The sequence below is a fragment of the Pseudoflavonifractor sp. MSJ-30 genome, assembly GCF_018918045.1.
Classification (GTDB): Bacteria; Bacillota; Clostridia; order Oscillospirales; family Oscillospiraceae; genus Faecousia.
In genome coordinates this window covers 53,288-77,342 of the sequence record NZ_JAHLPU010000026.1, presented here as the reverse complement: position 1 = coordinate 77,342, position 24,055 = coordinate 53,288, and the positions used below count along the sequence as shown (strand labels likewise).

Genomic DNA, 24,055 nt, shown 5'->3' with positions numbered 1-24,055 from the left:
AGCAGCGGTCAGCGCCTCCCTTAAGCCGCATTCTTTCCTTCTTTCTTGGCGGGACAAGAAAGAAGCCCCCGGAGGGACCCAGCCCACGGGCGGACAGAGCGTAAAAAATCACCGCAGCAGACGCTGCCACGGGATACACATGCTTTGCGCCTATTGCACAAAAGAATTTGTAGGAAATTGTGCAACACGCAGAATTTCAACTTTTTTTCTCCAAACATGTCACCTTTCGCATTCCTTTTCCGTCTATATAGGTGAAAGGACTTTTGAGCCGAAACGCGGAAGGAGTGCATCCATGTGAAAAGAAAGTTAATATTTGTAGTCAGCCTGTTGCTTGTGATCCTCGTGTTCTGCGGATGCACCGCCGCGGGGTCGCGCAGCGTCAGCGGTACGGTGGTGAAGGTGTCAACGGAGGAGTACCTTGTCCTATTGGAGCGGCGCGGCAGGGAGGTGCTTCCCTGCGAGACGGTGCCTCTCTCCAGAGAACAGCTTGCGAAGCAGAACGGCAATCTGCACGTTGGAGATCAGGTGCAGCTGGAATACCGCCGGGTAGAGAAAAATGACGGCATCTGGCAGCTCAGCGGTTTGAAAGTCGCCGGTTGCGGCGCGCGGAAGAAATAATATATCCCCGGATCATCGATTTGATATAGTCCCCTTAGAGTAGACACTCGAAATAGCAAAGATTTCGAGACTACAATAAGGGGACTATATCAGGACAGATATGCGGTTTGAATTAGTTGTATAAAATAAAAGCCGATTTGCTGAAATAATATTGCCTGAGATGATGGTCTGAAGGATATTGACCGTTTCAGCAAAAAACGTCGAGAGAAGCCTTCTGAGAAACAATATAATATCCTTGTAATCGCAAGGAGATGAACGGTGTGAAAGAACAGATTTTAGCGGTACAGCGGATGCAGGACTACGTCGAAGCCCATTTGGAGGAAACCGTTGGCTTATCGGATTTGGCAAAGGTGTCCCTGTTTTCTCCGTGGCATTCCCATCGGCTATTCCAAGAATATACAGGGCTGACTCCGGCCAACTATATCCGTCGATTACGGCTTGCGAAAGCGGCTCTGCGGATAAAGAATGAAAATGTTCGCATCATTGATGTGGCATTTGATTTAGGCTTTGGCAGCGTAGATGGCTTTACAAGAGCTTTTTTCCGGGAGTTCGGAATGTGCCCCAGCGAATATGCTGCCAATCCTGTTCCCATCACTCTGTTCGTGCCTTATGGTGCAAAATTCAGAGCACTCAGAAAGGAAAGAACGACAATGAAAACAAACAACATTTTTATTCAGGTCATCCACAAGCCCGCCCGCAAGGTTCTTTGCAAGCGTGGTATCAAGGCAGAGGATTATTTCCCTTATTGCGAGGAAGTGGGATGCGATGTTTGGGGACTGCTTCTCAGCATGGATTCCCTCTGCGGCGAGCCGGTGAGTTTGTGGCTTCCTCAGCAGTACAAAAAGCCGGGTACTTCTACCTATGTGCAGGGTGTGGAAGTGGATACGGACTACCACGGTGCGGTGCCGGAGGGATTCGATGTGATCGACCTGCCGGAAGCGGACTATCTCATGTTCCAGGGTGAACCTTTTGCAGAGGAAGATTACTGTGATGCCATCACCGCCGTTCAGCAGGCTATGGACGGTTATGATCCTACGGTCATTGGTTACGTTTGGGATGACAGCAATCCCCGTATCCAGTTGGAACCTCGTGGGAATCGTGGTTATATCGAACTGCGGTCAGTTTGCAAGAAATAATGAAACCAATTAAGTAAAGTAACAAAAAGCAGCAGTAGCACGAGTGGAAAAACCTTGTACTATTGCTGCTTTTGAATAATATGTAACTTTTGCAGAAAACCACCTTGACAAATCTCGTCTCAGAAGCGCCTTCGATGCATGACAACTATGGAGTTTCACGCTGCTGCATAAAAAGATGATCTCTGCCAATGCAGAGACCATCTCCAACAAAATATTTTTTGTTTTTTCACTGTCTATTTGACAGGGGGCACTTCACTGAAGATCCGGGGATGCTTTATGCTACATGGAGGGGAAGATTAATAATTCTCCGCGCGGACTTCAAAATAGCTCTGGGGGTGATTGCAGGTGGGGCAGACCTCCGGGGCCTTTTCGCCTACGACGATGTGTCCGCAGTTCCGGCATTCCCATACCTTTACCTCGCTCTTGGCGAAGACCTGGGCCATTTCCACATTGTGCAGCAGCGCTCTGTAGCGCTCCTCATGGTGCTTTTCAATGGCGGCGACCAGACGGAACCGGGCGGCAAGCTCCGGGAAGCCTTCTTCCTCGGCGGTTTTGGCGAAGCCCTCGTACATGTCGGTCCACTCGTAGTTTTCGCCTGCCGCGGCGGCAGCCAGATTTTCCGCGGTGGTGCCGATGCCGTTCAGCTCCTTGAACCAGAGCTTGGCGTGCTCCTTCTCATTTTCGGCGGTTTTCAGAAACAGGGCAGCGATCTGCTCAAAGCCATCCTTCTTGGCCTTGGAAGCAAAATAGGTGTACTTGTTGCGGGCCTCGGATTCGCCTGCAAAGGCGGCCATCAGATTCTTTTCGGTCTGGGTACCGGCGTACTTTGTTGCGTTGGGCATGATTCATTCAACCTTCCTAATTTAAGATAGTAGAGAAGCAGGGCGTCGCACCGCCTCTTTCCGGGAATAGTGTAACCGATGTTCTTCCAAAAGTCAATGTTAAATAATAATTATTCTTATTTATATTCACTATTCTAGCATGATGCCCGCCGATTCTCCGCCGGGGAGAGAAAAAAACGGAATCGGAGATTGCAAGACGCCCCAAACAATGGTATTCTATAAGAAACAAATGCGCCGCCCCGGAAACGGGGCGAGAAAGGACAAGCGATGCAGCTATCTGCGAATATGGTGCGGGACCGGCTGGCCCATATGAAACCGCGGCTTACCAACTGCTCTCTGGAGACCAGCCGGAAGGGACAGAACGCGGTGGGGGAGCTTATGCGGGCGGTCCGTCATGGGCAGGCCCGGGTGAAGCACCATGATTTTGAGAATTTTCAGGGGGCCTGGGTGCTGCCCAACGACCCCCGGCGGGACGGGGTGATTCTCTATCTCCACGGCGGCGGGTATACCTGCGGCGGCCTGGAGTATGCTCTGGGCTTCGGCACCACTCTGGCGGACGAGTGCGGGGCCAAGGTTTTCTGTGCCGCCTATCGTCTGGCCCCCGAAAACCCATTCCCGGCGGCTGTGGAGGATGCGGCGCGGGCTTATCGGTACCTGCTGAAAAAAGGCTATGCTCCCAAAAAAATCTGCCTCTGCGGGGAAAGCGCAGGCGGGGGGCTGTGTTTCGCCCTGTGCCTGTATCTGCGGCAGCAGGGCTTGCCTCTGCCCGGCAGCATTGTCGCCATTTCCCCCTGGACGGATCTGACCTTCTCCGGCAGGAGCTTTGAGACCAATCTGGAATGCGATGTCTCTCTCTCTCGGGAGCAGCTGGGTTTTTACGCACAATGCTATTCGGGGGATGTGAAAAACCCGCTGGTGTCCCCCCTGTTTGGTGATCTGAAAAAATTCCCGCCGTCGTTGATTTTTGTGGGTGGAGATGAGATCCTGCGCAGTGATTCGGAGAACATGTATCGGAATCTCCGGAAAGCGGGGAATATCAGCCAGCTTTCTGTCCATCCCGGCAGGTGGCATGCCTATCTGCTCTACGGTCTGGCGGAGGACAAAGAGGACTGGGCAACCATGAACACCTTCCTGACCCGGTATTTTTCTCAGGAACGGAAGCTGCGCTGGATGCGCCTGGACAATGCGGCCAAGATCTACCCCGCGGCGCTGCGGCAAAGCTGGAGCAATGTGTTTCGTCTGTCCGTGACCCTGAGCGAACCGGTGGACACTCAGGTTTTGCAGTCTGCGCTGGATGTGACCGTGCGGCGGTTTCCGTCTATGTGCGTCCGGCTGCGGCGGGGGCTTTTCTGGTACTATCTGCAGCAGCTGGAGCATGCCCCAAAGCTGCGGGAGGAGAACAGCTATCCTGTCACCCGTATGAGCCGCCGGGAACTGCGCGGCTGTGCCTTCCGGGTGCTTCCTTATGAAAACCGGATCGCCGTGGAATTCTTTCACGCGGTAACGGATGGAAATGGGGCCATGGTGTTCCTGAAATCCCTGACTGCGGAGTATTTGCAGCAGAAGTACGGCATTTCCATTCCGGCGGAGCAGGGGGTTCTGGGCCGTCTGGAGGAGCCCCGGGAGGAGGAACTGGAGGACAGCTTCCTGAAATACGCGGGCAATGTCAACGCCAGCCGCAGGGAAAACAATGCCTGGCGGCCCAGCGGAACGCTGGAGGCGGACGGCTTCCTGAATCTGACCTGCTTCCGGCTCAGTGCCGGACAGGTGCTGGAGAAGGCCCACGAATACGGCGTCAGCCTGACGGCCTTCCTTTGCGCCGCGCTGATGATGGCCCTGCAGGAGATGCAGGAGGAGCAGGTTGGAAACATCCGGCGGCGGCATATGATACGGGTGCAGATCCCCGTCAATCTGCGTAAGCTGTTCCCCAGTCAGACCCTTCGGAATTTTGCCCTGTATACCACCCCGGAGATTGACCCCCGGCTTGGCAGCTACAGCTTTTCAGAAATCTGCAATGCGGTAACCCATCGCATGGGCCTGGATGTAAATGCCAAGGTGATGAGCAGCAAGATCGCGGTAAATGTCAGCAGTGAGCAGATGGCGGTGGTGCGTGTTATGCCGCTGTTTCTCAAAAATATGGTCATGAAGGCGGTTTTTGACGCGGTGGGGGAGAAGACCTCCTGTCTCTGCATCTCCAATCTGGGGGCGGTGAGGCTGCCGGAGGAAATGCTGCCCTATGTCAAGCGCTTTGACTTTATCCTCAGCCCCCAGGCAACGGCGCCTCAGAATTGCAGTGCCTTGTCCTATGGGGACGATTTGTATATCAATTTTACCCGCAAGATCCGGGAACCGGATCTGGAAGCCCATTTCTTCCAGGTGCTGCGGGATATGGGTCTGGGCGCGGAGGTCCAGACCAACACACGAGCGTGAGGTGTTCCAATCATGTATTGTATCAATTGCGGCGTCAAGCTGGCGGACAGCGAAAAACGGTGCCCCCTCTGCGGGACGGTGCCCTATCATCCGGATATCGTCCGGCAGGAGGGTCAGGCCCTCTACCCTCAGGACCGGTACCCCCAGGCCAAGGTAAGCAATAAGACTGTGCTCGGCGCGGTGACCATCCTGATGCTGATTCCTATTTTCATCACTCTGATCTGCGATTTGGGCATCCATGGAAAAATCACCTGGTCCGGTTTTGTGGTGGGCGGCATTCTGCTGTGCTATATCGGCGGGGTGCTGCCCCAGTGGTTCCGAAACCCCAATCCGGTGATTTTCGTGCCCTGCGGCTTCGCGGCGGTGGGGCTGTATGTGCTCTATATTGACCTGGCTTTGCACGGCGGCTGGTTTTTGAGCTTCGCCTTCCCGGTGGTCGGCTTCCTGGGCATACTGGTGACCGCTGTGGTGGTGCTTACCCGGTATACCCGGGGGGGGGAACTGTATATTTTCGGCGGGGCGCTGATTGCCCTGGGGGCATTTTTGCCGCTGATGGAGTATCTGATGGTGCTGACCTTCAAAATGCCGAGGTTCGTGGGCTGGTCACTGTATCCTCTGGTGGCGCTGGTGCTCATGGGCGGCACCCTGATCTTTCTGGCCATCTGCCGCCCGGCCAGAGAGGCTGTGCAGCGAAAGACCTTCCTGTAAGGGAAGAGAACCCCTTGCCCTGATGTACGGAATGGAACCGCTTGTCCGGCCCCAATAGAACAAGGCAGACAAAAGCCGCCCGGATTGGGCGGCTTTGCTATTTCATAACGGTCACATGTTCAATACCGCAGCGGCGAAAGGCTTCCAGAGCCGTTTCGTCAATGCGCTCGCCGCACATGACGATGGGCACCGCGGGGGGGCAGCTGACGGTAGCGGCGGAAAGGATTCTGCCCAGACTCTCTTTAGCCGGAATAGTCTCCTGTGGGGCAAAGGCTGCCTGACGGGGAGAACAGACTGCATCCGGTTGGGTCCGAATCAGGGGCGGCTCCGTGATGGGCGACTTTCGGGGAAGGGCGCAGAGATTTTCCTGCAGCTGTTCCAGCTCTTCCGGAGTATTCCGGGGAGAAAGCATGAAGACGATGAAGTCCCGATCCGCAAATTCGCAGAAGATGTTGTTTCCTTCCAGAATATCCGCAATTTCCTCACCGGAATAGCCCCAGTGGGAGGCATGAACTGTGATTTTCAGCAGCTCATCCCCAACCAGTGTAAACCCATGGGCCAGCAGCGCCCCCTTCAGGGCGGCGACGCGGGGAGCAATGGCGGCGATGGCCTGAGGCATATGCCCCAGATAGGGATTTGCCGCGTCTAAGGACTGCAGAATCAGCCAGGAGGGGCTGGTGGAGCCGAAAAGGGCCATGGCCTGCCTGACGCGCTCTGTCATTCCGGCATCCCGAAAGTGGAGATAGGCTCCGCCGGTGAGCACCGGCAGGGTCTTGTGCGCGGAATCACAGCACAGGTCCGCCCCCAGATCCATGGGATGCCGGGAGACAGGCAGAAATTTCAGATAGGCACCATGGGCGTTGTCTGCCAGCAGAGGCACGCCATATTTGTGGCAGACCTGGGCAATGCCCCGGATATCCGCCACATTGCCCAGATAATCCGGACTGGTCAGATACACAGCGAAGGGCTTCTCCGTCTCTTCCAAAATGGCTTTTTCCACCGTTTCGGCGGTTACGGGACAGCTGAGGTAATTGTCTCCGGCCCAGAGCCAGCGAATAGAAAAGTCCAGCAGCACCGCCGTATGAAGAAAGCTCTTGTGGGCATTCCGCCCGGCCAGACACCTTCCCTTACAGCCCGCCTGGGTATAGGCCAGATACAGCATGGCCCGGATGGCCAGACTGGACCCTTCGGCGGAATACACCGTGGGCCAGCCGAAAAGCCGGGACGCGTTGGCTTCACTTTCGGCGAGGATTCCCTCCGGGTGGAACAGGTCGTCTGCCCCGTGGATCTCTGTAATGTCCATGGCTTCGCAGCCCAGAGGCCCCGTTCCCTTGTGCCCCGGCATATGGAGCCGGACGGGAACTTTGGCGGCATAAGCCCGGACAAAATCACAGACAGGGGTGCCGGTCACGCCTGATCCCCCAGCTTTTCCGCAATCTGCACCATGATGGCGCACTCCATGCGCTTGCGGAACAGCTTGCAGCCGTATTCGTATACGCCTTTTACGCTGCCGGTGGCATGGTAGGCGTTGGCGGCGCAGCCGCCGGAGCAATAGAGCCGGGCCCAGCAGTCGTGGCAGTCGGGCCGGGCATAGACATTGCAGGAAGCGAATTCCTGCTGAGTTTCCGTATTGGTCACGCCGTCCCAGATGTTGCCCAGTTTGAACTTCTCCTCGCCCACGAACTGGTGGCAGGGGTACAGGTCACCCCAGGGGGTCACGGCCATATATTCCGTTCCGCTGCCGCAGCCGGAGATGCGCTTATAGATGCAGGGACCGCCGGTGAGGTCGATCATGTAGTGATAGAAGGTAAAGGGACGGCCCTCTTTATAGCGCTCCAGCTGGAGCCTGGCCAGATCCTCATACTGCTCCATGATGATGGGCAGGTCTTCCTCTGTCAGACCGGAGGGGTCGCCTTTGGCGGTGACAACCGGCTCCATGGAAAGCTCCGTAAAGCCCAGGTCCAGCATGGCCTTGATATCGTTGAGGAAGTCCGGGTTGTGGTGGGTGAAGGTGCCCCGCATGTAGTAGTCCTTGCCGCCCCGCTGGCGGACCAGGTCCTGGAATTTGGGCACGATTTTATCGTAGCTGCCGTGGCCCGCGTAGTCCACCCGGAACCGGTCATGGATCTCTTTCCGGCCGTCCAGGCTCAGGACAACATTGCTCATTTCCTTATTGCAGAAATCAATGACGTCCTGGTCGATGAGCATGCCGTTGGTGGTCAGGGTGAAGCGGAAGTTCTTGCCCGCCTCTTTTTCAATGCCGCGGGCATAGGCCACCAACTGCTTGACCACATCGAAATTCATCAGCGGCTCGCCGCCGAAGAAGTCCACCTCCAGATTCTTCCGGGTGCCGGAATGGCTCACCAGAAAATCCAGAGCCTGCTTTCCCACCTCAAAAGACATGAGGGCCCGGTCCCCGTGGTACTTGCCCTGGGAGGCAAAGCAGTAGGAGCAGTTCAGGTTGCAGGTGTGGGCGATGTGCAGGCACAGGGCCTTTACAACACCGGAGGTCCGGGCCTTTAATTCTCCGGCCATGGAGGCAAAGGTGTCGGGGGTAAAGAGCTTGCCGGCATCTTTCAAAGAAGTGATGTCGTCATAGCATTCCGAAAGCTCCTGGGGGTCGATTTCCGGATACTTGGCGGCAACCTGGGCCAGGGCCTCCTGCCGGGGGCAGGATTCGTAGAGGCCAATCAGGTCGTAGGCGGCCTCGTCCACCACATGGACCGAGCCGGAGCATACGTCCAGAACGATGTTATAGCCGTTTAACTGATACTGATGGATCATAGTTTTCTCCTTGTACATGAAAAATGCCGCCCAAACAGGCGGCATTTCTTCAAAAATAACTTACTTATTCTTGTTCTCGCACTTCTGGTTGGCGATGCCGCTGCTGGTCTTGCAGGCAGACTGGCAGGAGGTCTGGCACTCGCCGCAGCCGCCGTTCTTGGCGCTCTGGCACAGATTGCGGGTCTCGATGGTCTGAATATGCTTCATGGAAGGTTCCTCCTAATGGTTATTTTATTTATTAAGTTTACCATGGGGAGAAAGAAATGTCAATCGCGATTTTTGCGGGACGAAGGAATAATTGCGGGCAAGGCCTTTGGAGAACGGCGAATTTGAATTTCTTTATTTTTACCCACAAATTACAAATTCTGCCTTTCCGAGTTTACATGACCGCCGTATGATACCCGCGTAATCCGAAATCCAACAAAGACAAATCTCAGGAGGAAGAAAAAATGAAAAAACTGATTGCAATTGCTCTGGCTGGTGTGCTGACGCTGGCCATGACCGCCTGCGGTGCCCAGAACAGCGCTGCGGATACCACCGCCGCCACTACCGCTGCCGCCACCGCGGCCACTGAAACGACTGCCGAGACCACCGAGGCCGCCAAGCTTTCCGGTACGGTCACTCTGGCAGGCTCCACCTCCATGCAGAAGCTGTGCGAGGCCATGATCGAGAGCTTTGAGCAGGTTTACCCCGACATCACCGTTACCGCCGAGTACACCGGCTCCGGCGCGGGTCTGGAGGCACTGGCCGGGGGCAAGACCGACATCGGCAACGCTTCCCGGAGCCTGAAGGACGGCGAAAAGCAGTCCGGCGCTGTGGAGAACATTGTGGCCATTGACGGCATCGCCGTGATTACCCACAAGGATAGCGTGGTGTCCGACCTGACCGCCCAGCAGCTGACCGACATCTACACCGGCAAAATCACCAACTGGAAAGATCTGGGCGGCGCTGACGAGGCCATCGTGGTTCTGGGCCGTGAGGCCGGTTCCGGTACCCGTGGTGCTTTTGAAGAGCTGCTGAAAATCGAAGATCAGTGTGCCTACGCCCAGGAGCTGGACTCCACCGGCGGTGTGCTGGCCAAGGTGGCCGCTACCCCCGGCTCCATCGGTTATGTGTCCCTGGATGTGGTGGATGACACCGTAAAGGCCCTGAGCCTGGACGGCGTGGCCCCCACCGAGGAGAACATTGTGGCCGGTTCCTACAAGCTGTCCCGTCCCTTCGTCATGGCCACTCTGGGAACCATTGAGGAACAGAACGATCTGGTAAAGACCTGGTTTCACTACGTACAGTCCGATGAGGGCCAGGCTGTCATCAAGGCCATGGGCCTGATTCTTCCCCAGTAAATGAAGAAAATCAAGGGCATTCCGGGTCACGACGCTTTCACCGCAGAGCGTCTGGCTCGGGCCCTTCTTTTAATATGCGCGGTGGTGGCGATTTTTGCGGTGTGCGCCATTACCTTTTACCTCTTTGCCAAGGGCCTGCCTGCCCTCCATCGGGTGGGTGTGGGGGAACTGCTGTTCGGCACAATCTGGAAGCCCACGGCGGCGGAGCCGAGCTTTGGCATCGCCTATATCATTCTCTCGTCCATCGTCGGTACAGCCCTCAGCGTCCTGGTGGGCGTTCCCGTGGGACTTTTGACGGCGGTGTTTCTTACGGAAGTCTCCGGAAAGCGTCTGTCTGCAATTGTCCAGCCCGCCGTAGAGCTGCTGGCGGCCATCCCCTCGGTGATTTACGGTCTGCTTGGCATGATGCTTTTGAATCCCGTCCTTTATAAGCTGGAAAAAATCATCTTCGCAGGCAGCACCACTCACCAGTATACCGGCGGCGCGGATTTATTGGCGGCGGTGATCGTCCTGGCCATTATGATTTTGCCCACGGTCATCAGCGTCAGCGCTTCCGCCATCCGGGCAGTGCCGGGACAGCTGCGGGCGGCTTCTCTGGCCCTGGGGGCCAGCAAAATGCAGACCATCTGGGGTGTCACCGTTCCCGCCGCCAAGTCCGGCATTCTCACCGGCGTGGTTCTGGGCATTGGCAGAGCCTTGGGAGAAGCCATGGCCATCAACATGGTAGCCGGAGGCTCCGTAAATCTGCCCCTGCCCTTTAACTCCGTTCGGTTCCTCACCACCCAGCTGGTCAGCGAAATGGGCTACGCCGAGGGCATCCACCGGCAGGTTCTCTTTACCGTGGGATTGGTGCTGTATCTGTTTATTATGCTCGTCAATCTGGTGCTGCTGAGGCTGCGCCGGGAAGGAGGCAATGACCATGGGTGAATCCCTGACCCTGCGCCGGAAACGGCCCACGGATTCCATTCTTTACGGACTCATTTATTTCTGCGCCCTGTTGTCCGTGGCTCTGCTGGCACTGATTCTGCTGTATGTGTTGATTCGGGGTGTGGGCAGCGTCAACTGGGCATTCCTCACCACCGTGACCTCCAAACTCAAAGGCACGGTAGGCATTGCGGGAAACCTGCTGAACACATTGATGATCGTGGTGCTGACCATGCTGGCGGCTTTGCCTATCGGCGTGGGGGCGGCGGTATACCTGAACGAATACGCCAAGCCCGGAAAGCTGGTAAGCCTGATTGAATTCGCCACGGAGACCCTCTCCGGCATCCCCTCCATCCTCTTTGGCCTGTTCGGCAGCATGTTCTTTGGGGAGACCCTGGGCCTGGGCTACTCCTTGCTGACCGGTGCCTTGACCCTGATGCTCATGGTGCTGCCCCTCATAACCCGAAACACCCAGGAAGCCCTGAAAACCGTGCCGGACAGCTATCGGCAGGGGGCCGTAGGTTTGGGGGCGGGGAAGTGGTACACCATCCGCACCATTTTACTGCCCTCTGCCATGCCCGGCATTCTGACCGGAGCGATTCTTGCCATTGGCCGCATTGTAGGCGAGTCTGCCGCCCTGCTCTTTACCGCCGGTGCCGCCAAGACCCTGCCCAAGACTCTGGCGAAATTCTTCGCCAAAATCTTCCAGTCCGGCGGCACCCTGACCATCCAGCTCTACCTCAGCGCCACCAGCGAAGGAGACTTCTCCACCGCTTTCGGCATCGCCGTGGTACTGCTCGTTGTGGTCCTCTTCATCAACATGGGAGCGAAGGCGTTGGCGAAGAGGCTGGACGTGCAGAACCGAAAGTAATACCGTTGAACAAACGTATACCGGGGGAAAATTGACAATTGACAATGAACAATTGACAATTATGGTATCCCTGCGGGATAAAAATCAAATATTTTCATACGCATTTCCGAAGGAAATACCTCAATTGTCAACTGTCAATTGTCAATTGTCAATTTCGGTTCGGTTTATCAGATGGGTATCAAATTTCAAAACAACATAACAGGAGAACATCACATGTTGGAACCAAAAATCCAAGTGCGGGATCTGGACCTGTTTTATGGGCAGAATCAGGCACTGAAAGGAATCAATATGGACATAGCACCCAATACGGTGACGGCTTTCATTGGGCCGTCCGGGTGCGGCAAGTCCACGTTTTTGAAGACGCTGAACCGGATGAATGATCTGGTGGATGGGGTGAAAATCACCGGCTCTGTGGAGCTGGACGGGGAGAATATCTATGCTCCCAATGTGGATACCACCGTGCTGCGCCGCCGGGTGGGCATGGTGTTTCAGCAGCCCAACCCATTCCCCATGAGCATTTACGACAACGTGGCCTACGGCCCTCGGGTCCATGGCATCCGGAGCAAGGCCAAACTGGACGACATCGTAGAAGAAAGCCTCCGGGGGGCAGCGATTTTTGACGAGGTAAAGGACCGGCTGAAAAAGTCCGCTCTGGGCCTGTCCGGCGGGCAGCAGCAGCGGCTGTGCATTGCCAGAGCCTTGGCGGTGGAGCCGGAAGTGCTGCTGATGGACGAGCCCACTTCCGCCCTGGACCCCATTTCCACGGCAAAAATCGAAGATCTGATGGAAACACTGAAAAAGAAATACACCGTGGTGGTGGTCACCCACAACATGCAGCAGGCCACCCGTGTTTCTGATTATACGGCTTTCTTCCTGCTGGGGGAGCTGATTGAGTTTGGACAGACACGTCAGGTCTTCTCCTACCCGAAGGAGAAGAAGACCGAGGATTACATTACGGGGAGGTTCGGCTGATGCGAATTCGCTTTGATGCCCAGCTCAAGCAGCTGGGGGAGGAAATGACCCATATGGGGTCCATGATCGAGTCTGCCATTCAGGATGCCACACAGGCATTTCTGAATCAGGATGTGGATACCGCCAAGCGCATTATGGCCGAGGATGCGTACATCGACCAGGCCCAGAAGAAGATTGAAAACATCTGCTTCCAGCTGCTCATTCAGCAGCAGCCTGTGGCCCGGGATCTGCGGACCATTACGGCGGCCATGAAAATGGTCACGGATATGGAGCGGATCGGAGATCACGCGGCGGATATCTCAGAGCTGACCGTAGCTATGGCGGGCACGCCCTACCGGCTCCGGGGGGACAACATCAAGCGCATGGCGGCGGAGACCATCGTCATGCTGGTGGACGCGGTGGACTCCTACGTCACCAAAGATATGGCCAAGGCCCGGGCGGTCATTGACCACGACGATGTGGTAGACGACCTGTTCCTGAAGGTCAAGGCGGATCTGATCCAGGTCATCCGGGAGAACCCCGAGTACGGCGAGTTCGCCGCCGATCTGCTGATGGTGAACAAATACCTAGAGCGCATCGGCGACCACGCCACCAATCTGGCCGAGTGGGTCATTTTCGCACTGGATAACAAGGGCGAGGGAGAATAAAAACCGAATCGCCAGAAAGCGCCTATGAGACTTTTTTGAAAATCTTGTTTTTCTGGAGCTTTGTTCCGTCCGACATTTGCAAATAATCCACTTCCTCCAATACAATGGGTCTGTTGGCGGCTAATATTGCCATATCTGTTGCGCCTCTTGACTGGAACAGCGTGATTTTTGTTCCGTCTTTCAGCACCAAAATAACATTATCATAGTCCATCGGGACGGTGCCGGGGAGTGAGGGAAACATACCGGCATCAATAAACAGGCATTCAAACCTGTCGGATGGTTCCGGTATATCAAACGAGATATCTACACGAAGAGGAGAGACACGAACAGATGTTAAGGTAACATCCTCTACGGAATCAAGTGCTTCATATTCCGTCGATCCGGTACGAACGACCCAAACCTTGGTCGATACCGGCGATTCCAGCAGCTCCATTTCGCCCGGATCCGCATCCGTCAATTCGATCACAAACTTCCATTCCCCGGATGCCAGCAGCGTCTTAGGATGCACACGCTCCGCTTCCTCCGCGGTTAACACATAGTCTGTCTGACCCGCGTATTTGGTTGCCAAAAGCGTTTGTTCATAGGTCTGGTCATGTCCCCGCTTTACAATATCTTTGAAAACAATTTCGCAGGTTTTTCCGGAGCCAAACGCGGAAACCGCTCCCTGCTGTATAACAGGCCTGACTCTGACCACGATTTTGAGTGTGTTGTCTTTTCCGTCCCTGTCGTCAATTACATCATAGGAAATTTCCGCCGATGTATTCTTTTCCGCCGGCTTTGCCGTGAGATCGGAGAACGTCAGGCCCGCATCCGAACGAATATCCAGAACATCGGAAAAATCCGTATCCTCCGGCGCGGTGAGGCCGAATGTAACATAGGCCATACCGTTTTCAACAATCGTAGATTCCAGCGCTAAGGTATAGCCCCCCTGCGGCTGACTGAGCGGATGCTCCTGCGCATTTTCGTCTGTGGATTCGATCTGTTCGCCGAATAAGGGTTCCTGATCCTTATTCGTAAAATGTGCGGCATACCGGTGCCACGCCAAAGCCGCACATCCCCCCAGCAGAATAAGTAGTGCAATAATGCGGACGCTGAAGTTTGTGTTGGCCATAAAAGCAACTCCTTTGTGCTTTTTCTTATATTTTATACTGCTTATACTGCAAAGTCAACCGGACAGATGCAAATTTATTGCAAACAGTAAATAGGCTTCTGCGGGGGGGGGGCATCGCAGGAACCCGCTTGCCGCTTTATAAAACTTCCCTATAAACAATACCTCGCAAATTTTATATTCCGGATTATGTTCTGGCTGTACATTTCTTCTCTGCTGTGCTATAATACGAAACACTACAAAACATAAGGATGGTGTATACATCATGACTTATCAGGAAGCAATGGCTCAGGCCAAAGGCAATATGGGCAAGTGCAAGGCGTGCCCCGTCTGCAACGGCCTGGCGTGCCGCAATACGATTCCCGGCCCCGGAGCCAAGGGTGTAGGCGATACGGCAATCCGGAACTATGACGCCTGGCAGAAGATCCGGGTGAACATGGATACTCTGTGTTCCTGCGGCGATGCGGATACGAGATTCACCCTCTTCGGCAGAACTTTCACCGCTCCTATTTTTGCGGGCCCGGTTGGTGCGGTTACGCTGCACTACAGCGACAAATACAATGACCAGACCTATAACGCCGCGCTGGTCAGCGGCTGCGCCCAGGCGGGCATTGCCGCCTTTACCGGCGACGGCCTGGACTCCAACGTTATGATTCAGGCCACCAGTGCCATTGCCGCCGTGGGCGGCATGGGCGTACCCACCGTCAAGCCCTGGAACATGGAACTGATCCGGGAGAAGATGGCATTGGTCCGGGAGAGCGGCGCCTTCGCCGCCGCCATGGACGTTGACGCGGCGGGTCTGCCTTTCCTGAAGGGTATGAATCCCCCTGCGGGCAGCAAGACTGTGGAGCAGCTGCGGGAAATCAAGGAAGCGGCCGGTTTGCCCTTTATCGTCAAGGGCGTTATGACCGTCAAGGGCGCGCTGAAATCCCTGGAGGCCGGCGCGGACGCCATTCTGGTTTCCAACCACGGCGGCCGGGTGCTGGACGGCTGCGCGGCCACAGCGGAGGTTCTGCCGGAGATTGTGGAAGCAGTGGCGGGCCGTGTTCCCGTGCTGGTGGACGGCGGTATCCGCACCGGTACGGATGTGTTCCGTGCCCTGGCCTTGGGCGCCCAGGCAGTCGTGATTGCCCGGCCCTATGTCTGCGCGGTCTACGGCGGCGGCGCGGAGGGTGCCGTGGCCTTGACACAAAAGCTCCAGGCGGAGCTGGCGGATACCATGCAAATGTGCGGTGTACATGCTTTGGCAGAGATTACCAGAGACTGCGTCAGAGTGTAACAGAGGAAATACAGGCAAACCGGAACCAAGTGCGATTCCGGTTTGCTTTTTTTGATGCACAATTTTTGGAGAAAAAGAAAAATTTTTCCCATGTCTTGACATTTGGATGATAAAAGAGTATGATAAATCCAGAACATTAGAATGGATTCTAATAGAAAAGAAAGAGGGCGATCCCATCAGAACACGTTACGATCGGCAGGCTACAGAAAAGCGAATTCTGTCAACCTGTGTCCGACTTTTTTGGAGCAGGGCTTCAGCAACACGCCTCCCAAGCAGATTTTTGAGGAGGCAGATGTCAGTGCGGGTACTTTCTACCACCTTTACAAAAGCAAGAGTGACGTGCTGGCGGATCTGACCCAGTTCATGTTCGGAAACCAGTTTAATGTTGCGGGAAAAATCGTTGGGGAGAATCCTGACCCCGTGCTTTTGTACGCTGTGGAGACCAGCATACAGCTGACTCTGGCGGAATTGAACGAAGTCCTGCGGGAGGTATATGTAGAGGTCTATACCCAGCCGAATCTGGTGGCGTTGGTCCATCAAAAGACCGCGCCGGAACTGCAGAAGATATTTGGGTCTTACCTGCCTGATACCGATGGCAGCGGATTCTATGAGATTGAGATTGGCACGGCGGGCATCATGCGGGCGTATATGGCCCGTCCCTGTGACGTGTATTTCACGCTGGAGCGGAAGCTGAACCGATTCCTGCGGACAACACTGAATATTTTTGAGGTTCCCGAGGACAAAATCGATGCCGCAATTCAGACCATTAACAGCCTGGATATTCGCTCCATTGCCAATGAGGTGATGCGGCAGCTTTTCCGGATGCTGGAAATGGAATATCAGTTTACCCTGTCTGCCCCTGACGCCAAAGAAGAAGCATAAAAATATCGGCACCCCATCGGGTGCCGATGCTTTATTTTCCGAAGAGTTTTCCGAAGGCCGCGGAGGTCTTTTCCATCTGTGCGGCGGTTTTTTCCAGGGATGTGATGAGATCGTTGAGCTTCTCGATATCCAGCCCCTGTAGATTTTCCGCGGCGTCGGACAGTGCCAGGATGCCGTCGTTTACGGCGTCCATATCTACATCGGCCAGATTTTTGGCGGCGCTCTGCAGAGCCTCCACAGTTTTTGCAACGGAATCCATATCCAGATTCTCCAAATCCGCAGCGGTGTTCTGCAGAGAGAGAATCAGACCGTTGAGCTGTTCTGTGTCCACGCCCTTGAAGATCTGCATGGCCCGGTTCAACTGCACGCCCGCAAAAATGCCGCCGATCAGCAGCAGGGCCAGCACGGCCCCCAGCAGTGCCGTTTGAATTTTTGCCAGCAGCAGGAGCTGATTTTCATTTGTCTTCTGTTCTTCCATGACAGAGCCTCCTTGAGATGCGCCTATCCCGGCGTTTTTCCTCATTTTACCCCAGGAAAACCCATTTGTCAAACGCTTTGCAAATGATTGCATTGTGCTGTGATGAAACAGATTTTTGTTGGCAAGGGCAGCAATACGCCCGCCGTTTTTTGTTTCATGGCAGCTTATTTACGCCTTTTGAACTCTTTTTTTCTCCCACTGCCACAGGCTCAGGAACCCGATGCCCGCTGCGATCCAGGAGGCGATATAGATATCGATGATACATTCCATGGTATGCTGTCTGGGAAGCAGCAGCAGAATTCCCAGTACCCGCAGAAGACAGATGGACAAAAGCGTCAGAATCATGGGCCTTACCGTATCGCCTGTTCCGCAGCATGCGCCGGAAAAACTCTCCGCCAAGGCATAAAACAGGAAAAATGGAGCCATTCGCCGCATGAATGCAGCCGCCTGGGGTACCACTGCCGCCGCATCCTGCACGGGAACAAACAGGCCGCCCAATGGGCCAGTCAGGAAATATAGAGCAAGGCTTACCATACCCACCGCGGCCACGGACATGGCCGCACCGATCCGGTTGCCTTTACAGACCCTGTCCCAACGTCCCGCCCCCATGTTCTGGGCGGTGTAGGTCGTCAGTGCCGGTCCCATGGCGTCTGCCAGGAGCCAGATCAGCATGTCCAGCTTGTCGCAGATGCCCCAGGCCGCAATGGTATCTGTTCCCATCGTATTCACCGCTGCCTGCACAATGGAGTTGGCCACCGGAAACAGCACCGATTGCAGCGCCAGCGGAATGCCGGTCCGTACCATGGCCCACAGGTGTTCCAGCCACCGCCGGAGCCGCCGGACGCCGAGCCTTTGCGGCAGGTTTTTCCCTGCCATCCACAGTGCCATGGCCGCGCTGACCATCTGGGCGAAAACCGTTGCGATTGCCGCACCCGCGGTTCCCATCCCCAGTGCGCCCACCAGCAGAATATCTCCCACAATATTGATCATCGAGCTGACCAGCAGAATGTATAGGGGGCTTTTGGAGTTTCCAAAGGCACGCAGGATGCCGGAGGCCATGTTGTATAAGATCATGGCCCAAATGCCCCCGAAATAGATTCTCGTATAGCTCAGGGTCTGGGCATAGATTTCCTCCGGGACCTGCATGAACTGCAAAAGCACAGGCGTCAGCAGAACCCCTCCCACTGCGCACAGGATTCCCAGTGCCACTGCCAAGGCGACCGCTGAGAGCATACACGAGCGCAATCCGTCCCGGTTCTCCGCACCGAAGTGCCGGGAAATCAGGATGGTCGCCCCGGCGGCAAGACCGTTCATAAAATTGATGGGAAACCGAAAGAGCGTATGCACGGAATCAATGGCCGCCAGTGCGGTCTTGCCGGCAATGCGCCCAACGATCACCGCATCCGCCGTCACATACAGCTGCTGCACCAGACTGCTGAGCATCAGCGGCACCGCAAAGGCCAGCAGCGCGGAACCGATGGGGCCGGAAATCAGACTTCCGTTTTTTTTCACGGCATCCTACCCTTCCTCAGAAACCAGATGACAGGCCACGCCGTGTTCTTTGGACAGCCAGCGCATCTCCGGTTTTTCTCTGGCGCACTTTTCAAAGCATTGGCCGCAGCGGTCCCGGAAAGGGCAGCCCGCCGGAATATCCAGAGGGCTGGGCGGCTCCGAGTCAATAACCGTTACAGGCTTTCTCGGGTCCGTATCCAGGTCCAGAACCGCATCGATGAGCGCACGGGTATAGGGGTGCCGTGCCTCACTGCGCAAATTCTCCCCGGGTAAAACCTCTACCACCCTGCCCAGATACATGACCGCCACCTGATGGGCCACGCTCTGCACCAAAGCAATGTCATGGCAGATAAAGCCTATGGTAAGGCCCCGCTCTCTCTGAAGTTTAACGATCAGTTCGATTATATTTTTCTGTACGGATACATCCAGTGCCGCCGTTGCCTCATCCAAAATCAGGATTTCAGGCTGGAGGGCCAACGCCCGGGCAATTGCTACCCGCTGCCGCTGACCGCCGCTCATGCTGTGGGGATAACGGTCTGCAAAGTCTCCGGGCAACTCCACCATTTCCAGAAGGCTGCGGCATACCGCTGCCTTTTCTTTTGGGGTGATCAGGCCAAAATTCAGCAAAGGCTCACAGACAATATCCCGCACTTTCATTTTGGGATTGAAGGATGCGCCGGGATCCTGAAAAACCATCTGAATGTGCCGCCGTGTCTGCCGCAGCGTCTCTCCCCGAAGGGCTGTAATATCCTGACCCCGGTACAGAATCTTCCCGCTGTCCGGCTGGTCCAGCGCTACCAAAAATCGCATAAATGTGCTTTTGCCGCAGCCGGATTCTCCTACAAGGCCCAGCGTTTTTCCCTTTACCAGCTGCAGTGACACATCCTCATTTGCCCGCAGCCATCGGCCGTCAGAAGCGGGATAGCTTTTGCAAACATGCAGGGCCTCCATGATCACTTCCGGTTCAGACATAGCGCACACCTCCCATCGTCGGAACGGATTCCAGCAGACTCCTTGTATAGGCATTGGTGGAAGATTTAAGAATGGAGTCCCGGTCCCCCGCCTCCTCAATGCGCCCCTGACGCATCACCAGAATACGGTCTGACAAATAGGCGGCAACGCCCAGATTATGGGTGACCAGCAGAATTGCCGTTCCATAATCCCGGCGCAGTCTGGCCATCTCCCCGACGATCTGGGCCTGGGTCGTCACATCCAGCGCAGAGGTGGGTTCATCCGCCAACAGCAGCTTCGGCTCATAGCTCATGGCCATGGCAATGCCCACCCGCTGCTGCATACCGCCGGAAAGCTGAAAGGGATAGGAGCGCATGATATTTTCAGGGCTTGGCAGTCGCATTCTGGCAAGCATTTGGGTTCCTTTTTCCCAGGCTTCTTTTTTTGTCAGTTTTTCATGGGTTCGCAGATACTCCGCAAAAACGGTGCCGATTTTGCGGGTAGGATTCATCATGGCCCCGCTGCCCTGAAAAATCATGGAAATTTCCCGCCCCCGGATGGCGCGCCACTGCTCCGGGGGAATATCCAGAAGATCCTTTCCGTCAAATACAATTTCCCCCTGGGTAACAGCACCGCCTCCCGGCAGCAGGCCCAGAATCCCACGGATCACGCTGGTTTTCCCGCTGCCGCTCTCGCCCACCAGACTGACAATCTCACCGGGTTCCATATGCAAAGAAAAATTCTCCACAGCCTGTGTTTCCCCATAGGCTATGGAAACATGGTCCAGTTCCAGCATTTTTCTACGCCTCCTTGGGGTCAAGAATATCCCGCACGGAATCTCCCAGCATGTTAAAAACCACAACGACCAGAAAAATGGCCAATCCCGGAAAAATCATCATCCATGGTGCGGACTGCATACAGGCGCGGCCTTCGTTCAGCATATAGCCCCATTCCGGCGCGGGGGGTCTGGTACCGAAGCCCAGAAACGACAGTGCCGCCAATTCCAGCATCATGCCGCCAATATCTGTCGTTGCCGTAATGATCAGCGTGGGCAGGGCATTGGGAAGCATATAAGAAAAAAGCATATGCTTTGTTTTGGAGCCGGTCACAATGGCCGCCGACACATAATCCCGGTCCCGGATCTTCAATACAAGGCTTCTGGAAAGCCTGGCGTACTTGGTCCAGTTGACCAGAACAATGGCGATGATTGCGTTCCGGCTGCTGGCCCCCATAATTCCGGCAACAGCCAGCGCCAGCACCAGGCCGGGAAAGGCCAGCATCATATCCGCAACGCGCATAATCACCCCATCGACCCAGCCGCCAAAATATCCTGCCGTCACGCCTGCCGCTGTGCCAACCAGAAAAATCAGTGCGACCACGCCAAAGGTCGCGCTGAGAGAAGCCCTTGCTCCGTAAATAACCCGGGTAAAAATATCCCGGCCCATTTTGTCGGTGCCAAAAATGTGCGCCCGGCTGGGTGCCTCCAGAGCCTCCGTCAGAGAACCCTTCAGCGGGTCTGCGCCGCCGGTCACCACCGGGGCAAATACCGCTCCCAGAATGATCAGCAGTGCCAGAATCAGGAAAAACGTAAACTGCTTATGGGCAAGGAAGAAATTTTTCTTTTTCATCGTATCTGCTCCTTTGCCCGCATTCTGGGGTCTACGGCCCCATAGGAGGCGTCTACCAGAAGATTGATGACCATGTAAATCAGTGCCAGCCAGAGGACGTACCCCTGAATCAGATTATAGTCGCTGGAAGTGATGGCCGAAACCGCCAGATTTCCCAGTCCGGGATAAGAAAAAATGACTTCTACCACACTGGTACCACCCAGCAGACTGCCTACGGACAGTCCAAACATGGTAATGAGGGGCAGCAGCGCATTGGGGAACACGTTCCGCCACAGAATCACGGATTCCCGAACCCCTCTGGCTCTTGCCCCCACCACATAGTCCTGATTCAGTTCTTCCAGAACCGCCGTGCGGACCTGTCTGGTATATTTAGAGGACATGGCCAGGGCCAGCGTCAGGGCGGGCAGAAAAATACTGCGCAGATCCCCGGCAGAACTGATGACGGGAAAGGCATTTATATGAACGCAGAACGCCAGCATCAGCAGCAGGCCCACCCAGAAATTCGGCATGGCACAGCCTATAAAGGTCAGCCCCCGTACCAGATAATCGATCCACCGGTCCTTATAAACCGCGGACAGCATGCCAAGAGGCACCGCCATAAGCAGCATCAGCCCCATGGAAAGCAGGGTCAGCTTCACCGTGGGCCAAAGCCGTCCCAGAAGCAGCTCTGTCACCGGCTTGTTCAGCGTATAGGATTTTCCAAAGTCCCCCCGCAGACAGTTCCGCAGCCAGCGGAGATACTGGGTCGGCAGCGGATCGTTGAGGCCCAGTTCTTCTCTGGTCTCCGCCACCAGTTCCTCCGTGGGCATGATCCCCGCGGCAGTGTACATATTGCGCACGGGGTCTCCCGGGGACAGGTAGGTCAGCAAAAAGGTCACAAAGCTGATGCCCACCAGCACCACCAGAATCTGTGCCAGCCGAAGAGCCAGTTTCTTCTTCTTCAAGGCCGATTCTCCTCTCTTTTACATACACTACATACACAGCCGAGACCGAAGCCCCGGCTGTGCGAGAACTGGTTTTCTTTACGCAGGTACGATCTCCGTGGTCAGCCAGTAGTAGTCCGCCGTATGGATGTGGGCGTAACCTACGTTCTTGGAGTAGATCATGGAGGAATTGTAGTAGCCGTCCACAATGACCAGCGCATCGTCAATGACGATCTGCTGCATCTGACGGATCAGGTCTGCCCGTTTTTCTCCGTCCATTTCACCCTTGAGCTGCTCATACAGAGCATCGTATTCGGGATTGCTGTAGCCGCAGTAGGTACCCTCTGTGGTCCAGTTTGCCATATACTCAAAGGGATCGCCGGTGCCCACTGTGGTCCAGTTGTTGTTGTTGAGATCATACTCGCCGGCCGCCAGCTTGCTCCACTGATCGTCCGAGCTGCCGAAATCCGCAGTGCAGGCAATGCCGATTTCCGCCAGATACTGCATATGGGCATTGGAGAAATCATTGAGCATCCGGTTTTCATAGGAAACATAGCGCAGGTCGATTTTCTTTCCGTCCAGTTCCCGGAAGCCGTCGCCATCGGAGTCCACGATGCCCGCATCGTCCAGCAGTTTCTTTGCCCCCTCAGGGTCATACTTATAGGGATTTACCAGCTTGTCATAGCCATAGTTCAATGTGGAGGGCAGAACGGAGAAGCCGGCAGTGTACAGGCCGCCAATGGTCTTGGAGGAACAGATGGTATCATAGTCAATGCCCATGAGAATTGCCTGACGGAGGGTCTTGTTGCCCAGGACACCGTTCAGGTTCATCCAGCTGAAGCCGCAGCGTACACCGGAGGCAATGTCCACCGTGTAATTGGCGTCCTGCTGGAAGTTCTGGATGTCCGAAACATTGGTGATGTTCTCCACCAGATCCACCTGACCGCTCTGCAGCGCCATGGTCTTGGCGGAAGCATCGCCCATAAAGAGAATATGGACCTTGTCATAGGGGACTTTTTCCCGATAGTTGGGGTTGGCTTTCATGTCGTAACCCACACCCACGCCGTTGAATTTATCGATCATGTAGGGACCGGTACCGATGGCGCCGTTGTCAAAATCCTTCGTATGCTCCACATCCAGAATCGCCATCACCGGATAGGCCAGCTGGCCGGGCAGATTGGCGTAGGGTTTGGAGGTCACGATGGTAACGGTATTGGCGGCGTCATCGGCAGTCACCTCCGCCTCATATTCCAGGTATTTCTGGGGCTTGGCGGAGCCGCCGGGGCCCACCTCTTTCAGGTAATCAAAATAGGCCTTCACGCTGGAGGGAGTAAGGGGACAGCCATCGGAGAATTTGATATCCTTTTTCAGGGTAATGACCCACTGGGTATGCTCGTCGTTGACCGTATAGCTCTCCGCCAGCCATGGCTCCACATTCATATTGTCGTCAAATCGAAACAGTGCTTCACTGACACCATAGCGCATACAGTTCCAGGAGGAGCTGATGGCCATAGCTGTGTTGACGGACCCGTCATCGTACATCTGACAGCCGAAGTTCAGTACCTTTTGGGATGTCTCCTCTTTGTCTTCTCCCTGCTTCCCGGCGCAGCCGGAGAGCAGCAGCGCGGCGCACAGAAGCAACGCCAGCCATGTTTTCCGATGTTTCATACCTTGTCATCCTTTCATAATTTGTTCCCAAAATACGGCGCAAAAAAAGGCCGGACTTCCGTCCGACCAAAAAACATACGCAAAGGAGACGCCACCGAAAAATGGTGACAGCTGCATTTTGCGGAATGATCCTTGTCCGACGCAAGTGCATTCTCAAAAATAAGCAGGTCTCCTGACTTAAGTTACGTCTGCAGCGCCTTCCCAAAAAAATCAGTGGCATCATGCTGCATCCTGGCTATCACAGTGACGGGATCGTCCCGGAATCACACCGGCTTCCCTTTTCATCGGGCAAATGCCCGAACTTATTTTCAGCGGCCAAAGGGCCGACTTTGTGAACTTTTTGTTATTATT

At 55.3% G+C, this 24,055-nt stretch carries 23 protein-coding genes and 1 riboswitch; of the genes, 11 read left to right on the top strand and 12 right to left on the bottom strand.

Translation table 11 applies throughout. The features are described 5' to 3' along the window. Positions 1-294: 294 nt before the first annotated feature. Positions 295-618, top strand: a complete 324-nt coding sequence (locus KQI10_RS04315) for a hypothetical protein (protein ID WP_216566176.1) — start codon at positions 295-297, stop codon at positions 616-618. Between the two features lie 251 nt (positions 619-869). Beyond that, on the top strand, positions 870-1,754 hold the full coding sequence (locus KQI10_RS04310) for an AraC family transcriptional regulator (protein WP_253285137.1): 885 nt from the start codon (positions 870-872) through the stop codon (positions 1,752-1,754). A gap of 296 nt (positions 1,755-2,050) precedes the next feature. On the opposite strand, the gene rbr is transcribed toward KQI10_RS04310, so the two are convergent. Beyond that, entirely contained in the window at positions 2,051-2,596 is a 546-nt protein-coding gene (rbr, locus tag KQI10_RS04305) for a rubrerythrin (protein ID WP_216566174.1), read from the bottom strand. Between the two features lie 267 nt (positions 2,597-2,863). Here rbr and KQI10_RS04300 point away from each other — a divergent pair, with 267 nt between their 5' ends. Beyond that, positions 2,864-5,026, top strand: coding sequence for an alpha/beta hydrolase (locus KQI10_RS04300; RefSeq protein ID WP_216566173.1), 2,163 nt, complete (start codon positions 2,864-2,866; stop codon positions 5,024-5,026). Positions 5,027-5,038: 12 nt separating this feature from the next. Beyond that, positions 5,039-5,734 carry a DUF6320 domain-containing protein gene (locus KQI10_RS04295; protein WP_216566172.1) on the top strand — a complete coding sequence of 232 codons (696 nt, stop codon included), beginning with the start codon at positions 5,039-5,041 and terminating at the stop codon, positions 5,732-5,734. A 97-nt stretch (positions 5,735-5,831) separates the two neighbouring features. On the opposite strand, the gene KQI10_RS04290 is transcribed toward KQI10_RS04295, so the two are convergent. From KQI10_RS04290 to scfA, 3 genes are read right to left on the bottom strand one after another with little or no spacing between them, the layout of a single operon-like run. Next, positions 5,832-7,145, bottom strand: coding sequence for a DegT/DnrJ/EryC1/StrS family aminotransferase (locus KQI10_RS04290; protein ID WP_371818349.1), 1,314 nt, complete (start codon positions 7,143-7,145; stop codon positions 5,832-5,834). Next, positions 7,142-8,518: a thioether cross-link-forming SCIFF peptide maturase gene (gene scfB / locus KQI10_RS04285; RefSeq protein WP_216566171.1), complete on the bottom strand. Its 1,377-nt coding sequence runs from the start codon at positions 8,516-8,518 to the stop codon at positions 7,142-7,144. The genes KQI10_RS04290 and scfB overlap by 4 nt, the downstream gene beginning before the upstream one ends. A 60-nt stretch (positions 8,519-8,578) precedes the next feature. Beyond that, positions 8,579-8,725 carry a six-cysteine ranthipeptide SCIFF gene (gene scfA / locus KQI10_RS04280; protein WP_216566170.1) on the bottom strand — a complete coding sequence of 49 codons (147 nt, stop codon included), beginning with the start codon at positions 8,723-8,725 and terminating at the stop codon, positions 8,579-8,581. Positions 8,726-8,967: 242 nt separating this feature from the next. Here scfA and KQI10_RS04275 point away from each other — a divergent pair, with 242 nt between their 5' ends. The 5 genes from KQI10_RS04275 (at position 8,968) to phoU (ending at position 13,275) form a co-directional block, all read left to right on the top strand. Continuing rightward, the gene (locus KQI10_RS04275) at positions 8,968-9,861 is read left to right on the top strand and encodes a phosphate ABC transporter substrate-binding protein (RefSeq protein WP_216566169.1); all 894 of its coding nucleotides are present in this window, start codon (positions 8,968-8,970) and stop codon (positions 9,859-9,861) included. Then, positions 9,862-10,788 (top strand): phosphate ABC transporter permease subunit PstC, encoded by a 927-nt coding sequence (gene pstC, locus KQI10_RS04270; RefSeq protein WP_216566168.1) that lies wholly within the window; start codon positions 9,862-9,864, stop codon positions 10,786-10,788. Continuing rightward, the gene (pstA, locus tag KQI10_RS04265; RefSeq protein WP_253285135.1) at positions 10,781-11,656 is read left to right on the top strand and encodes a phosphate ABC transporter permease PstA; all 876 of its coding nucleotides are present in this window, start codon (positions 10,781-10,783) and stop codon (positions 11,654-11,656) included. The genes pstC and pstA overlap by 8 nt, the downstream gene beginning before the upstream one ends. Before the next feature lie 213 nt (positions 11,657-11,869). Next, entirely contained in the window at positions 11,870-12,628 is a 759-nt protein-coding gene (gene pstB, locus KQI10_RS04260) for a phosphate ABC transporter ATP-binding protein PstB (RefSeq protein WP_216566166.1), read from the top strand. Further along, positions 12,628-13,275 (top strand): phosphate signaling complex protein PhoU, encoded by a 648-nt coding sequence (gene phoU, locus KQI10_RS04255; RefSeq protein WP_216566165.1) that lies wholly within the window; start codon positions 12,628-12,630, stop codon positions 13,273-13,275. Before pstB ends, phoU begins: the two co-directional genes overlap by 1 nt. A 22-nt stretch (positions 13,276-13,297) precedes the next feature. On the opposite strand, the gene KQI10_RS04250 is transcribed toward phoU, so the two are convergent. Then, the gene (locus KQI10_RS04250; RefSeq protein ID WP_216566164.1) at positions 13,298-14,386 is read right to left on the bottom strand and encodes a hypothetical protein; all 1,089 of its coding nucleotides are present in this window, start codon (positions 14,384-14,386) and stop codon (positions 13,298-13,300) included. A 262-nt stretch (positions 14,387-14,648) separates the two neighbouring features. On the opposite strand from KQI10_RS04250, the gene KQI10_RS04245 reads away from it, so the two are divergent. Both KQI10_RS04245 and KQI10_RS04240 read left to right on the top strand, forming a co-directional pair. Further along, entirely contained in the window at positions 14,649-15,662 is a 1,014-nt protein-coding gene (locus KQI10_RS04245) for an alpha-hydroxy-acid oxidizing protein (RefSeq protein ID WP_216566163.1), read from the top strand. A 240-nt stretch (positions 15,663-15,902) separates the two neighbouring features. Then, entirely contained in the window at positions 15,903-16,544 is a 642-nt protein-coding gene (locus KQI10_RS04240; protein ID WP_253285133.1) for a TetR/AcrR family transcriptional regulator, read from the top strand. Positions 16,545-16,575: 31 nt separating this feature from the next. Here KQI10_RS04240 and KQI10_RS04235 read toward each other — a convergent pair whose 3' ends face one another. From KQI10_RS04235 to KQI10_RS04205, 7 genes are all read right to left on the bottom strand, one after another. Next, positions 16,576-17,022 (bottom strand): hypothetical protein, encoded by a 447-nt coding sequence (locus tag KQI10_RS04235; RefSeq protein WP_216566162.1) that lies wholly within the window; start codon positions 17,020-17,022, stop codon positions 16,576-16,578. 168 nt (positions 17,023-17,190) lie between these two features. Beyond that, positions 17,191-18,534, bottom strand: a complete 1,344-nt coding sequence (locus KQI10_RS04230) for an MATE family efflux transporter (RefSeq protein ID WP_216566161.1) — start codon at positions 18,532-18,534, stop codon at positions 17,191-17,193. A 6-nt stretch (positions 18,535-18,540) separates the two neighbouring features. Then, entirely contained in the window at positions 18,541-19,506 is a 966-nt protein-coding gene (locus tag KQI10_RS04225) for an oligopeptide/dipeptide ABC transporter ATP-binding protein (protein ID WP_216566160.1), read from the bottom strand. After that, positions 19,499-20,281 carry an ABC transporter ATP-binding protein gene (locus KQI10_RS04220; protein WP_216566159.1) on the bottom strand — a complete coding sequence of 261 codons (783 nt, stop codon included), beginning with the start codon at positions 20,279-20,281 and terminating at the stop codon, positions 19,499-19,501. The genes KQI10_RS04225 and KQI10_RS04220 overlap by 8 nt, the downstream gene beginning before the upstream one ends. A gap of 4 nt (positions 20,282-20,285) precedes the next feature. Further along, the gene (nikC, locus tag KQI10_RS04215) at positions 20,286-21,113 is read right to left on the bottom strand and encodes a nickel transporter permease (RefSeq protein WP_216566158.1); all 828 of its coding nucleotides are present in this window, start codon (positions 21,111-21,113) and stop codon (positions 20,286-20,288) included. Further along, complete coding sequence (gene nikB, locus KQI10_RS04210; RefSeq protein WP_216566157.1) at positions 21,110-22,057, bottom strand: nickel ABC transporter permease; 948 nt, start codon at positions 22,055-22,057, stop codon at positions 21,110-21,112. The genes nikC and nikB overlap by 4 nt, the downstream gene beginning before the upstream one ends. Positions 22,058-22,135: 78 nt before the next feature. Further along, positions 22,136-23,704: an ABC transporter substrate-binding protein gene (locus tag KQI10_RS04205; protein ID WP_216566156.1), complete on the bottom strand. Its 1,569-nt coding sequence runs from the start codon at positions 23,702-23,704 to the stop codon at positions 22,136-22,138. A 144-nt stretch (positions 23,705-23,848) separates the two neighbouring features. After that, positions 23,849-24,025: riboswitch (cobalamin riboswitch) on the bottom strand. Positions 24,026-24,055: the final 30 nt, after the last annotated feature.

Excerpts from the sequence above, each read along its gene's own strand:
- phoU (WP_216566165.1), top strand. The coding sequence starts at position 12,628 with ATGCGAATTCGCTTTGATGCCCAGCTCAAGCAGCTGGGGGAGGAAATG.
- KQI10_RS04245 (WP_216566163.1), top strand. The coding sequence starts at position 14,649 with ATGACTTATCAGGAAGCAATGGCTCAGGCCAAAGGCAATATGGGCAAG.
- scfA (WP_216566170.1), bottom strand. The coding sequence starts at position 8,725 with ATGAAGCATATTCAGACCATCGAGACCCGCAATCTGTGCCAGAGCGCC.
- KQI10_RS04205 (WP_216566156.1), bottom strand. The coding sequence starts at position 23,704 with ATGAAACATCGGAAAACATGGCTGGCGTTGCTTCTGTGCGCCGCGCTG.
- KQI10_RS04295 (WP_216566172.1), top strand. The coding sequence starts at position 5,039 with ATGTATTGTATCAATTGCGGCGTCAAGCTGGCGGACAGCGAAAAACGG.
- KQI10_RS04300 (WP_216566173.1), top strand. The coding sequence starts at position 2,864 with ATGCAGCTATCTGCGAATATGGTGCGGGACCGGCTGGCCCATATGAAA.
- KQI10_RS04220 (WP_216566159.1), bottom strand. The coding sequence starts at position 20,281 with ATGCTGGAACTGGACCATGTTTCCATAGCCTATGGGGAAACACAGGCT.
- pstB (WP_216566166.1), top strand. The coding sequence starts at position 11,870 with ATGTTGGAACCAAAAATCCAAGTGCGGGATCTGGACCTGTTTTATGGG.
- KQI10_RS04275 (WP_216566169.1), top strand. The coding sequence starts at position 8,968 with ATGAAAAAACTGATTGCAATTGCTCTGGCTGGTGTGCTGACGCTGGCC.
- KQI10_RS04225 (WP_216566160.1), bottom strand. The coding sequence starts at position 19,506 with ATGTCTGAACCGGAAGTGATCATGGAGGCCCTGCATGTTTGCAAAAGC.
- nikC (WP_216566158.1), bottom strand. The coding sequence starts at position 21,113 with ATGAAAAAGAAAAATTTCTTCCTTGCCCATAAGCAGTTTACGTTTTTC.
- pstA (WP_253285135.1), top strand. The coding sequence starts at position 10,781 with ATGGGTGAATCCCTGACCCTGCGCCGGAAACGGCCCACGGATTCCATT.
- rbr (WP_216566174.1), bottom strand. The coding sequence starts at position 2,596 with ATGCCCAACGCAACAAAGTACGCCGGTACCCAGACCGAAAAGAATCTG.
- KQI10_RS04310 (WP_253285137.1), top strand. The coding sequence starts at position 870 with ATGAACGGTGTGAAAGAACAGATTTTAGCGGTACAGCGGATGCAGGAC.
- KQI10_RS04250 (WP_216566164.1), bottom strand. The coding sequence starts at position 14,386 with ATGGCCAACACAAACTTCAGCGTCCGCATTATTGCACTACTTATTCTG.
- pstC (WP_216566168.1), top strand. The coding sequence starts at position 9,862 with ATGAAGAAAATCAAGGGCATTCCGGGTCACGACGCTTTCACCGCAGAG.
- scfB (WP_216566171.1), bottom strand. The coding sequence starts at position 8,518 with ATGATCCATCAGTATCAGTTAAACGGCTATAACATCGTTCTGGACGTA.
- KQI10_RS04235 (WP_216566162.1), bottom strand. The coding sequence starts at position 17,022 with ATGGAAGAACAGAAGACAAATGAAAATCAGCTCCTGCTGCTGGCAAAA.